This is a genomic window from Sporosarcina sp. HYO08 (assembly GCF_001563475.1).
Taxonomy (GTDB): domain Bacteria; phylum Bacillota; class Bacilli; order Bacillales_A; family Planococcaceae; genus Sporosarcina.
This window is the reverse complement of the sequence record NZ_LPUT01000028.1, coordinates 139,016-151,287: the sequence shown is the minus strand read 5'-3', so window position 1 is coordinate 151,287 and position 12,272 is coordinate 139,016. Positions and strand designations below refer to the sequence as shown.

The following is a 12,272-nucleotide window of genomic DNA, read 5'->3' as shown; positions in this document are numbered from 1 at the left end:
CAGTTACTTATTAATAAGTTATGCTACACTAATACTTAGAACTAGTTATTAGCCATCCTTACTGAAATTATTCCCCTTTTTCTGTTACGATAAACGTATCTTTGCCAATAGGGGGATTCAAATGGATATTAATTTTTGGAACAGTGAAGATTTTGATGTTTTTTCGATTCCCGGACTCGAAAATCGAATGAGTGCCCTTCAACGTTTGGTTCAACCGAAATTTGCTACTTTAGGTGAGCATTTTTCACTTCAATTATCTTCACATGGAACGGATGAGTTTTTTCCACATATCGCCAAACATGCAAGAAGGACAGTAAATCCGCCAAATGATAGTTGGGTTGCTTTCTCTCCAGCGAAGCGGGGTTATAAAGCGATGCCTCATTTCCAGATTGGGCTTTGGAACACACATTTATTCATTATTTTAGCGATCATTTATGAAAATCCAAATAAACCTGAGATAGCGGAAAGATTGCTGAAGAGGATGGAAGTGCTAACAACGCTGCCGGAAACATATATTGTCTCTGGCGATCACATGAAACCGGAGGCGGAAATCATCCAAGAAATCGGAGAACAAGGATTGGAAAATTTGCTTTGCCGTTTGCAAACAGTTAAAAAAGCAGAATTTCTCGTAGGTCGCCACTTAGCGCGCGACAAAGCCGCCTCACTGACAAACGAGCAGTTTTTTAGCTTTGTAGAAGAGACTTTCGATCGTTTACTTACAGTATACGATGTTGTCATTGGAAAATGACTTCAAATGGAGAATTGTAGCCTGTGAGTGATTAAAGAAATGGAAGTAAAAGGCGGAAATATGTTACTAAAACCCCCTCAGCCTGATTGAAAACGCTTGTGCCAAGGAAGGCAGCCTAAGTTCGTCGCATCCTGCGAGCCCGAGCGTTTGTCACCTGGCTAAGGCATACAGCTTAACGCTGTACGCCTTGTATCCTATCCCCATCTTTACCGGCTTTTGCAGCCTTTACGACAGGATAACTTCCATAGCCGCTCACCTGCTCAAATTCTTTAAAGAGTGTTTTTTCCTCTGCCATCGATGGTACAACTTTTTTAAAATTGCGATACGCATCCATCAATTGATTTCGTTCAACACTTGATTCGTACGCTTTTTCAACAGCTTCGAAAAAAGAAACGACTTGAATCATTTCATCTGTCGACCAATCGTATCGAAGTGGATAATTATATTCCATGTCTTAAACTCCCTTATTTAAAATTCCAGTTATTTCGAATGGCGATCGCTTCCTTGACCATTCGTTCAAATAGCTTAGCGACGGACGGAACGTCTTGAATCAGTCCCGCCACTTGCCCTGCCCATCCAAAGCCATTCTCGGCATCCCCATCGTAAATAAAACGACAATTTGCTTGACCGCTTATAAAATCTTTTAACCCTTCATACCCTACACCTTTTTCCTCAAGCGCTAGAATTTGATCTACCCAACTGCCTGTCAAAACGCGCGCAGGTGCGCCAATCGTTCTTTTAATAATGGTTGTATCCGTTTCGCTGCTTGCTAAGAGAGCATCTTTATAGGCTTTCGAGGCATGAACACACTCTGCTGTCGCGATAAACCGCGTCCCCATCTCAATTCCTTCAGCTCCCAGCGCATGCGCCGCCATCCACCCACGGCCATCCCCAATGCCTCCTGATGCAATGACAGGAATCTTAACCGCATCTACGACTCGAGGCACAAGAACCATTGTTCCTACATCATCTCGTCCTAAATGCCCGCCGCCTTCATGCCCAACTACCATGACGGCATCAGCACCCAAAGATTCGGCCTTTTGCGCTTGTCTCTTAGCCGCAACAAGCACAAGCGTCTTGACATCGGTGTTTTCAAGTCTTTTGAAGAATGGTGCGGGATTTCCTCCAGTGACTGACATAATGTTAACGCCTGCTTCTAGTGCAGCTTCCATCATATGTTCAAAAGGACGACCATGTTGTCCAATTGCAAAATTAACGCCAATGGGCTTGTCTGTCTTTTCTTTCGCCTTCTGAATTTCTAGTTTTAAGGCTTCTGGTGACTCTAGGCTCATTGCTGTAATTTGCCCTAACCCGCCTGCTTCAGATACTGCCGAGGCAAGCTCAGCGTATGCAAGATGCGCTAATCCCCCTTGAATAATTGGATATTGGATGCCTAGTAATTCAGTTACTCTTGTTTGAAATTCCATTCTTCATCCCCCCAGCTCCCTATTTCTTTCTTCACCCACATCGTTAAAACCTGCTGTATAATCTCTTGATTATATAGTTAACGAATTCATATTGCCTTTGCTAGCAGGCAGCCGACAATGTCGGGAAACATGAAAACAACGCGGCTGTCTCCAAACGAAGAGCCTGGCACTTCCGAGACAACCCCATCCCGCAATTCATCCCATTCGATAGGCGAACGGCGTACAGTTTTCAAACTGCTTAAATTTGGCAGTGAAATAACTTTGGTGAGTATAGCCGACTAAACGGGATATTTCCTCGATGGAGAGATCTGTTTCCTTAAGCAGTCTTCTTGCTTCTCCGATACGTATACGGTGCAACGTGATGCGAAATGATTGATCAGACTCCGCCGCGAATCGGCGACTCAATGTACTTTTGTTAATGCGCAATGCTTCTGCGCAGTTTGCCAAGCCCCACCCGGGATCCCAATAATTTGCTTCAATTAAGGATCTTGTCCTTTCTACGAGGGATTGCTTGTCATCCCGCAAATGTAATTTGGCGGTTTCATCCGAAATGAGTCGAATTGTAAACGCAAGCAATTCCTGTACCATTTCGTAAATAATTGGACCTCGGATAATCTGTTGGAAAACTACATAATAAGCCACTTCCCATTCATCCGTTTGCAGTTTGTGAGATTTCATATAACGCCGGATTTGCGCAAGGACACTCGTTAGGCGAATGCGGACCATTTCCGGATCGGGATACGGTCTTTTATAAGTCAGAAATTCTTTTTCCACCCAATGACGAATTTCTTTCGCATCCCGCTTTTCCAACATTTCAATCCATTCCCGCTGTTCGAGCGGCGTGAGAAATGGGTCCATCGGAAGCCACTGCACTTGCTGTTCATTCGATAGAATAATATCATAGCCTTCGAAAAAAATTTCTTCCGTTCGCTGTTTCGTTTGTTCGTAGGTTTCCTTGATCGATTGGGCTGTTGTAAGTTCATGATAGACAATCGCTAACGGCTCCCCGACCCGCTCTTTCCATTGTCCAAGAAACTTGCGGTATTCTTCTTGGAAAAAATCCTTATCCTTTGTGTCATGGACACAGAGGATAAAATCAGTAAGCGCAAAAAACTGATGTGTTTTTGTAAATGGGAATTTTTTCAAGTCATCATAGATTAAAGGAAGCATCGATGACTGTTTCGGTAAAAATGCAGCCATCGTTATTGGCTCTATTTGTACGCGTTCCGAAAAGAACAGATCGGCATAGTCGATGGGAGTAACCGTTGCTTCACTGTTCATCCTCATCGTGTGTTGACGCTGTTCATTTCGTAACTGATAGCGGATCTGTTGAATTTGCTTAATTAGTTCTGTTGGGGAAAATGGGCGGAAAAGCACATCTTCCGCATGAAAGCGCAGTCCTCGGTAGGCAGTTTGAAAAATGCGTTCAGAGGAAATTCCTATCCAGCGAATATTCTTTTGTTGCAATTGCTCTTCAATGTTTTTATTTTGGGTTGTCCATGCATCCATATCCAAAAGCAGTAAGTCCGGTATATTTTTCTGGACCTGTTGAACGTATTCTTCCAATGAAGCAAACGTCGTCATCACCACACCAGACAAATGAGTCTCAACAATCCACCGGATTCCTTCCGCTTCCAGCCTATCCTTTGCCACCAAATGGATTTGCAAGTCAATCACATCACTTTTACGAAGTATTTAACTTGATTCAGCTACGTATTCAATCGAACCGTTTCTATCAGTCACTACTTTTATTGTATACCAACACGTACTAAAATAGGGGAAACCATTTTCACGGTTTCCCCTTTAACAAACAGCACGCCGCTGTTTCATCATCCCACTACCTGCACGCCTTTTTTCCACACAGACTTCACATGATTAACACCAAAGAAATATTGGATTTCTTGATAATTTTTCGCATTCCATAGGACGATATCCGCCTGTTTCCCCACTTCAAGCGAGCCTACTTTGTCTTCGCACTTAATTGCACAAGCTGCATTGTATGTTGCTGCGGTCAATGCTTCAGCCGGCGTCAGTCGCATCGAAATACAGGCCAAGTTCATAACAAGCGGCATGGACGTCGTTGGTGATGAACCTGGATTACAGTCCGTAGAAATGGCGACAGCAACGCCTTCATCTATCATTTTCCGTCCGGCCGCTGCTTGTTCACGCAAATACAGCGCAGTGGCCGGAAGCAGGCAAGCAATTGTGCCTGCTTTCGCCATTGCCTTGATCCCTTCATCGGAAGCTTTTAGTAAATGCTCCGCTGAAATGGCACCGACCTTTGCTGCGAGCTCTGCCCCGCCGTATGATTCAATTTCATCGGCATGGATTTTCGGAATCAGTCCCAAACGCTTGCCCGCTTCCAATACACGCTCTGATTGTTCAGGTGTATAGACTCCTTTTTCACAAAAAACATCATTAAAGACAGCAAGCTCTTCCTTGGCAACTACAGGCAGCATTTCATCGGTTAATAAATCAACAAATTCATCTTCCCGCCCTTTGTATTCAACCGGGATGGCATGCGCCCCCATAAATGTCGGCACAATATCGATGGCATGTGTTTCTTGCAAGGCCTTCATGACCCGAAGTTGCTTCAACTCCGTTTCCAAATCCATGCCATAGCCGCTTTTTCCTTCGATCGTAGTAACGCCATGTGCCAAGAACAAATCGAGACGCCTCGTTGTTTGCTCCATCAATTCTTCTTCCGATGCCCCACGCGTCATTCTCGTTGTGGCATGAATGCCACCGCCGGCATTCATAATTTCCATATATGTAGCCCCTTCAAGCCGCATCTCAAATTCACGTTCACGGCTGCCTCCGTATACTACATGTGTATGGGGGTCTACCAACCCGGGAGTAACAAGATGACCCGTTGCATCCACGACCTCTGCCTCATGCAACCGTTCTGCATAACGGTTTTCAAGGTCTGCTGTCGTTCCAACCGATTGAATCATACCGTCTTCAATCCATAAGCTACCATCTTCTACTAAGCCAAGATCGGACATCGCTTCTTTTGAGCGAGGTCCTTTCCCGGAAGATGCAAGTGTCGCCAACTGGGTTGCGTGTTTAATCCAAAGCGGTTTCGTCATTGTTGATCATTTCCTTTAGCCAACATTGGAATGTGAACCCCTTTTTCACGTGCCGTTCGTTCTGCTATTTCATAGCCGGCATCCGCATGACGCGCGATCCCCATTCCTGGATCTGTTGTCAATACGCGCTGAAGTCGAATTTCCGCCTCTTTCGTTCCATCCGCTACGATGACCACCCCGGAATGAATAGAATAGCCCATTCCGACGCCTCCCCCGTGATGTAAGGAAACCCAAGTCGCACCGCCCACTGCATTGATCATGGCATTCAAGATCGGCCAATCCGCAACGACATCCGATCCGTCTTTCATCGCTTCTGTTTCACGGTTCGGAGAAGCAACAGAACCTGAATCAAGGTGGTCGCGCCCAATAACAATGGGCGCACTTAATTCACCGCTCGCCACCATATCATTGATAATTTTCCCAAAGCGCGCACGTTCCCCGTAACCGAACCAACAGATGCGGGATGGAAGTCCTTGAAATTCGATTTTTCCTTGCGCCATACGAATCCAGTTGCAAAGATGTTCGTTATAGCTGAACTCACGTAAAATTGCTTCATCTAATTTATAAATATCTTCCGGATCACCTGATAACGCCACCCAACGGAAAGGACCTTTCCCTTCGCAAAATTGCGGACGGATATAAGCAGGGACAAACCCCGGGAAATCGAATGCATTTTGAACGCCTTCATCTTTCGCGACTTGTCGGATGTTATTGCCATAGTCAAATGTAATGGCTCCTTTATCCATCATTTCAAGCATTGCCCGGACATGTGTAGCCATCGATGCTTTGGACAGTTTTACATAGCCATCGGGATCATTCGTACGAAGTGTTTCAGCGTCTTCTAATGACATTTTTGAAGGGATGTAACCGTTTAACGGATCATGTGCCGAAGTTTGATCTGTCAGTACATCTGGAATGAAGTTCCGGGCAATCATTTCAGGTAATATATCAGATGCATTCCCTAATAATCCGATGGATAGAGCTTTACCTTCTTTTTTCGCTTCTTCTGCCAAACGGATCGCCTCATCCAATGAATCTGTTTTCACATCTGTATAGCGTGTTTCAATGCGGCGGTCAATCCGCGTCTCATCCACCTCGATACCGATGCAGACACCGCCTGCCATCGTCACTGCAAGCGGTTGTGCGCCGCCCATGCCGCCAAGTCCAGCCGTTACCGTAATCGTTCCTTGTAAACTACCATTGAAATGCTTTTTTGCTAGCTCCACAAAAGTCTCATATGTCCCTTGCACAATCCCTTGTGAACCGATGTAGATCCAGCTTCCCGCTGTCATTTGTCCATACATCATCAACCCTTTTTTATCGAGCTCATGGAACGTCTCCCAGTTTGCATAAGCCGGAACGATATTTGAATTGGCAATGAGAACACGCGGTGCATCGGTATGCGATTTAAAAACAGCAACCGGTTTACCCGATTGAATGAGTAGCGTTTCATCATTTTCCAGTTCTTTTAATGATCTTACAATCGCATCAAAACTCTCCCAGTTCCTTGCAGCTTTTCCGATTCCGCCGTAAACAACTAGTTTTTCCGGGTGCTCTGCTACTTCCGGATCTAAGTTATTCATCAACATACGCAGCGCTGCTTCTTGTTGCCAGCCTTTTGTATTCAATTCTGTCCCTCTATAGCGAATCACTTTTGCCCCTGCAACCGTTTTCATAAAAACGCCTCCTATTTGTTTGTAATTTCATTATATATAGAAAGTTCAGTTATATTTTTATGAAATAGTGACTTTTTTATATTTTGTTTGCTATAAATTATCTTACGAACCATCTTTTATGATTGGTCGCAGAAAAATCACAAGTGCATGGTCCTAGCCTGTAGTGGACTTCCACCATTTAGCAATTACTCATAACGGACACAAAAAAACGTCTATCCAGTAATCAAATTACTAGATAGACGCCCTTTTTCAACCTTATTATTTTGCCATCATATGAATCGGTTTGCCTAAAGCAACTTCCGCTGCTTCCATCGCGATCTCTCCCAATGTTGGGTGCGCATGGATGGTCATTGCGATATCTTCTAGCGTCATGCCAGCCTCAATTGCCAGACCTAGCTCTGCGATCATATCGGATGCATTTTCACCAACAATTTGCGCACCTAATAGAAGGCCGTCTTCTTTACGTGCAACAAGCTTCACGAATCCATCTGTTGCATCAAGAGACAAAGCTCTGCCGTTTGCAGCAAATGGGAATTTCCCGCCTACAACTTCATAACCTTCATCTTTCGCTTGCTTTTCGTTCAAACCAACTGTTGCAAGTTCAGGGTCTGTAAAGCAAACTGCTGGAATTGCCAAGTAATCTACTTCGGACGCTTCCCCGGCAATCGCTTCAGCCGCAATTTTCGCCTCATAGGAAGCTTTATGCGCAAGCTGCGGACCAGGAACAATGTCACCAATCGCATAAACGTTTGGAAGGCTTGTACGGCACTGTCCGTCAACTTCGATCAAACCGCGATCCAAGAATTTAACGCCCATTTCTTCCAGACCGATTTCGTCTGTGTTTGGACGACGACCCACTGTAACAAGTACGTAGTCTGCTTCTACTTTCTTTTCTTCGCCTTTTGCTTCGTACGTTACTGTTACACCGTTTTCTGTCTCTTCAACACCTTTAGCAGATGCTTTCACGACAACTTCGACGCCTTTTTTCTTCAAACTTCTCTTAACCATTTGTGTCATTTGTTTTTCGAAGCCAGCAAGGATGTCATCCGCACCTTCAATAATCGTCACTTCAGAACCAAGATTCGCATAAGCAGAACCTAACTCCGTACCGATATATCCGCCGCCGATTACAACGAGCTTGCCTGGTAGTTCCGGCAGATTGAGTGCACCCGTTGAACTAAGAACACGTTTTGAAAACTTGAAAGTTGGAATTTCAACTGGACGTGAGCCTGTTGCGATAATCGCATTTTTGAATTTATACGTTTGTGCAGAAGTTTCATCCATTACACGAACAGTTTCACTATCTACAAAATACGCTTCACCTTTAACGATGTCGACTTTATTGCCTTTTAACAGCCCTTCAACACCGCCTGTTAACTTTTTCACAACGCCGTCTTTAAATGCTTGCGCCTTGGAAAAATCTAGCTTAACGTCAGTTGCTGTAATTCCCATTGCATCTGATTCTTTTGCAGATGCATAGCGATGCCCAACAGCGATTAGCGCTTTAGAAGGAATACATCCTACGTTTAAGCACACACCGCCTAGTGTATTTTTTTCAACAATTGTTACTTTCTGACCTAATTGTGCAGCACGGATTGCAGCTACGTAGCCTCCAGGACCGGATCCTACGACGAGCGTATCTACTTCTATTGGAAAATCGCCTACTACCATTTCATCATGCCTCCATTAATAATAGTTCTGGATTTCCGAGTAATTTTTTCAGGTGGTTTAATGCCGCTTGGCCGGTTGCACCATCAATTACTCGGTGATCGAACACTAATGATAATGCTAACATAGGAGCTGCTACAATTTCACCATCTTTTACAATTGGTTTTTCAGCAATTCGGCCAATTCCTAGAATTGCTACTTCTGGATGGTTAATAATTGGCGTGAACCATTGGCCGCCAGCAGAACCAATATTCGTAATTGAACATGAAGCACCTTTCATTTCTGCGGGTGATAATTTGCCTTCACGCGCTTTGACAGCAAGTGTGTTAATTTCATCAGAAATTGCAAAGACCGATTTACGATCTGCATGCTTGATGACCGGAACGAGTAAACCGCGCTCAGTGTCCGCTGCAATTCCAATATTGTAGTAATGCTTTTGAATAATTTCTTGCGTTTCATCATCAAGCGACGTATTTAACGCAGGGTATTCACGCAACGTCGATACAAGCGCTTTGACGACGTACGGTAGATACGTCAATTTAATATCTTTCTCAGCCGCAATATCTTTGAACTTCTTGCGGTGTGCGACAAGCTCCGTCACATCTACTTCGTCGAGTAATGTAACATGTGGCGCTGTATGCTTCGAGTTGACCATTGCTTTAGCAATTGCTCTACGGATTCCAGACATTTTTTCACGCGTTTCTGGGAAATCTCCTTCAAGATGAACAGGAGCAGGTGTAGGTGCCGCTGTTTGTTCCGTTGCGATATTTTCCGTTTGAACAGTTTCTTCAGCAGATGGTGCTTCAACTTGCACTTGGCCCCCGCCAAGGAATGTGTCAATATCTTCTTTTAAAACACGTCCATTTTTCCCTGTGCCGGATACTTGACGAATGTCAATCCCTTGCTCACGTGCATATTTACGCACAGATGGCATTGCAATAACACGGTGGTTCGGATCAACGTCACCAGTTGCTTGCGCCGCAGAAGCAGGTGTTGCAACGTTTTGTTCTACAGTAACTTGGCTTTCTTCTTCAGCTTTTGGCTGCTCTGCTTCTGTTGTCGTTGTATCTGCATCAGAAGACTTTGCACCTTCATAGCCTGGTGCGTCGAATGTAATTAACACATCGCCAACAACCGCAACCGTTCCTTCTGCAACAACAATTTCTTTAACAGTTCCAGTTACTGGAGATGGGATTTCAACAACCGCTTTATCGTTTTGCACTTCAAGAAGTGTGTCATCTTCATTGATTTTATCGCCTTTTGCTACGAACCACTTTACAATTTCACCTTCATGGATACCTTCTCCAATATCAGGTAATCGGAATTCAACTGCCACGCGATTCACCCTTTCATATATTGTTACGTTTAGTTATTTTCAAACGAGTTGTTAGCATTTCACATCAGAACGGCGTTAGGAGCTTGCAGCAGAAGCCCCAGCCGCCCCCTTATTCTAACAATTAAAACGTCAAGACTTTTTTAGCTGTTTCAATAATGTCGTTTACATCTGGAAGCCATACGTTTTCACCTTGGGCAAATGGATAGACTGTGTCCGGCGCCGTGACGCGCAGAACAGGAGCCTCAAGGTTTAAAATCGCTCGCTCTGTAATTTCAGCTACAACGTTCGCTGCAATTCCAGCTTGTTTTTGCGCTTCTTGAACGACAATTGCACGATTTGTTTTTTCGACAGACGCAAGAATTGTCTCAATATCAATTGGTTGTACAGTACGAAGGTCAATTACCTCTAGTGAGTACCCTTCTTTTTCAAGTGCCTCAGCTGCCTTCAAGCTTTCGTGTACCATCGCACCGTAAGTAATGACAGACAAATCTTTACCTTCTCGCTTAATATCCGCTTTACCTAATGGAATTGTGTACTCTTCTTCCGGAACCTCTTGTCTAAATGAACGATAAAGCTTCATATGCTCAAGGAAAACAACTGGATCCTCATCGCGGATAGCGGAAATAAGTAAACCTTTTGCATCGTATGGTGTTGAAGGGATGACAACTTTAATACCTGGTTGTGACGCAACAAGGTTTTCAAGACTATCAGCGTGCATTTCAGGTGTTGCCACTCCGCCTCCGAATGGAGAACGAATTGTCACCGGTGCGTTGAAACGTCCTGCACTTCGGAAATTCATACGGGCTAATTGACCACTTACCGAGTCAATCACTTCATATATAAAGCCAAAAAACTGGATTTCCATAATTGGACGGAAGCCTGTAAATGCAAGACCTATTGCCAGACCACCGATTCCCGACTCCGCAAGCGGAGTGTCAAAAACTCGTTCTTCACCAAATTCTTTTTGAAGACCTTCTGTTGCGCGGAATACCCCGCCGTTATTCCCAACGTCTTCACCGAAGACGAGGACGTTTTCATCATTTTTTAACTCCGTGCGCATCGCATCGGTAATTGCTTGAATCATCGTCATTTGTGCCATCGGTTACTTCGACTCCTTCTCTGTATAAATCTCAAGCTGCTCTTGTAAGTTGTACGGCAACTCGCCTCTATGCATAATTTTAATAAAGTCGCTCACTTTTTGTTTTGGAGCAGCGTCTGCTTCTTTGATCGCTTCTTTAATTTCTTCTTTTGCCCGCTCGATTACTTCATTTTCTTTTTCTTCATTCCAGAGACCTTTTGCTTCTAGGTATTTTCTGAAACGAATGAGTGGATCACGCTTTTCCCATTCGCTATCTGTATCTGAAGTACGGTAACGCGTTGGATCGTCTCCCGCCATTGTATGCGGACCATAACGGTAGCAAAGTGTTTCGATTAATGTTGGTCCATCCCCATTAATTGCACGTTCACGAGCATCGCGCGTTACAGCATAAACCGCAAGTGGATCCATACCGTCTACCAAGATACTTGGAATACCTGCTGCAATCCCTTTTTGTGCAAGTGTTTTAGCAGCAGTTTGCAGCTCACGAGGTGTTGAAATCGCATATTGGTTATTTTGAACAATAAATACCGCTGGAGAACGATAAGCTCCCGCGAAGTTAATGCCTTCGTAGAAGTCTCCTTGAGATGTTCCACCGTCACCCGTGTATGTTAATGCAACCGCTTTCGTTCCACGTTTTTGGAATCCAAGCGCAATACCTGCCGCTTGTATATATTGTGCACCGATAATAATTTGTGGCGGGAATAAGTTTACGCCGTCTGGAATTCTTCCGCCTTGGAAGTGCCCGCGTGACCATAAAAATGCCATCGATAATGGAAGACCATGGAACAGCATTTGTGGAACATCACGGTAACCTGGAAGGATAAAGTCTTCTTTTTCCATCGCAAAATGCGAAGCGATTTGCGAAGCTTCCTGTCCCGCAGTAGGCGCATAGAATCCTAGTCTCCCTTGACGGTTTAATGAAATTGAGCGCTGATCTAAAATTCTTGTATATACCATTCTTGTCATTAATTCGACAAGTTTTTCGTCTGATAATTGTGGGTCCGCTTCTTTATTCACGATTTCGCCATCTTCATCCAATATCTGGAACATTTCAAACTTTTCTTCAATTGCATGAAGTGTTTCTATCGGATCGAACTGCTTTGCTTTTTTTGCAGCCATTTCGGCAACTCTCCTTTATAACTGTATTATGATTCAGTGATGAATCTATTGATACAATGTCTTTCTACTTTCAGTATACTTAATCAAATCTTATTGGTCAATCCCCGTAT

The 12,272-nt window shown here is 44.2% G+C and carries 10 protein-coding genes; 1 reads left to right on the top strand and 9 read right to left on the bottom strand.

The features are described from left to right. Positions 1-121: 121 nt before the first annotated feature. The gene (locus AU377_RS12115) at positions 122-748 is read left to right on the top strand and encodes a YktB family protein (protein ID WP_067408026.1); all 627 of its coding nucleotides are present in this window, start codon (positions 122-124) and stop codon (positions 746-748) included. A gap of 172 nt (positions 749-920) precedes the next feature. Here the strand turns inward: AU377_RS12115 and AU377_RS12110 are convergent, their stop codons facing one another. The 9 genes from AU377_RS12110 to pdhA form a co-directional block, all read right to left on the bottom strand. Next, entirely contained in the window at positions 921-1,199 is a 279-nt protein-coding gene (locus tag AU377_RS12110) for a UPF0223 family protein (RefSeq protein ID WP_067408025.1), read from the bottom strand. A 13-nt stretch (positions 1,200-1,212) separates the two neighbouring features. Next, positions 1,213-2,175, bottom strand: a complete 963-nt coding sequence (locus AU377_RS12105; protein WP_067408024.1) for a nitronate monooxygenase family protein — start codon at positions 2,173-2,175, stop codon at positions 1,213-1,215. A gap of 195 nt (positions 2,176-2,370) precedes the next feature. Next, the gene (locus AU377_RS12100; protein ID WP_067408023.1) at positions 2,371-3,843 is read right to left on the bottom strand and encodes a helix-turn-helix domain-containing protein; all 1,473 of its coding nucleotides are present in this window, start codon (positions 3,841-3,843) and stop codon (positions 2,371-2,373) included. 161 nt (positions 3,844-4,004) lie between these two features. After that, a complete protein-coding gene (hutI, locus tag AU377_RS12095) occupies positions 4,005-5,264 on the bottom strand; it encodes an imidazolonepropionase (protein ID WP_067408022.1) in 1,260 nt (419 codons plus the stop codon). After that, the gene (gene hutU / locus AU377_RS12090; protein WP_067408021.1) at positions 5,261-6,940 is read right to left on the bottom strand and encodes a urocanate hydratase; all 1,680 of its coding nucleotides are present in this window, start codon (positions 6,938-6,940) and stop codon (positions 5,261-5,263) included. The genes hutI and hutU overlap by 4 nt, the downstream gene beginning before the upstream one ends. A 258-nt stretch (positions 6,941-7,198) precedes the next feature. After that, positions 7,199-8,611: a dihydrolipoyl dehydrogenase gene (gene lpdA / locus AU377_RS12085; protein WP_067408020.1), complete on the bottom strand. Its 1,413-nt coding sequence runs from the start codon at positions 8,609-8,611 to the stop codon at positions 7,199-7,201. Positions 8,612-8,615: 4 nt separating this feature from the next. Continuing rightward, entirely contained in the window at positions 8,616-9,944 is a 1,329-nt protein-coding gene (locus AU377_RS12080; RefSeq protein WP_067408019.1) for a dihydrolipoamide acetyltransferase family protein, read from the bottom strand. Between the two features lie 121 nt (positions 9,945-10,065). Then, positions 10,066-11,043, bottom strand: a complete 978-nt coding sequence (locus AU377_RS12075) for an alpha-ketoacid dehydrogenase subunit beta (RefSeq protein WP_067408018.1) — start codon at positions 11,041-11,043, stop codon at positions 10,066-10,068. Between the two features lie 3 nt (positions 11,044-11,046). After that, positions 11,047-12,162: a pyruvate dehydrogenase (acetyl-transferring) E1 component subunit alpha gene (gene pdhA, locus AU377_RS12070; protein ID WP_067408017.1), complete on the bottom strand. Its 1,116-nt coding sequence runs from the start codon at positions 12,160-12,162 to the stop codon at positions 11,047-11,049. Positions 12,163-12,272: the final 110 nt, after the last annotated feature.

Excerpts from the sequence above, each read along its gene's own strand:
- AU377_RS12115 (WP_067408026.1), top strand. The coding sequence starts at position 122 with ATGGATATTAATTTTTGGAACAGTGAAGATTTTGATGTTTTTTCGATT.
- AU377_RS12110 (WP_067408025.1), bottom strand. The coding sequence starts at position 1,199 with ATGGAATATAATTATCCACTTCGATACGATTGGTCGACAGATGAAATG.
- AU377_RS12105 (WP_067408024.1), bottom strand. The coding sequence starts at position 2,175 with ATGGAATTTCAAACAAGAGTAACTGAATTACTAGGCATCCAATATCCA.
- hutI (WP_067408022.1), bottom strand. The coding sequence starts at position 5,264 with ATGACGAAACCGCTTTGGATTAAACACGCAACCCAGTTGGCGACACTT.
- hutU (WP_067408021.1), bottom strand. The coding sequence starts at position 6,940 with ATGAAAACGGTTGCAGGGGCAAAAGTGATTCGCTATAGAGGGACAGAA.
- lpdA (WP_067408020.1), bottom strand. The coding sequence starts at position 8,611 with ATGGTAGTAGGCGATTTTCCAATAGAAGTAGATACGCTCGTCGTAGGA.
- AU377_RS12075 (WP_067408018.1), bottom strand. The coding sequence starts at position 11,043 with ATGGCACAAATGACGATGATTCAAGCAATTACCGATGCGATGCGCACG.
- pdhA (WP_067408017.1), bottom strand. The coding sequence starts at position 12,162 with ATGGCTGCAAAAAAAGCAAAGCAGTTCGATCCGATAGAAACACTTCAT.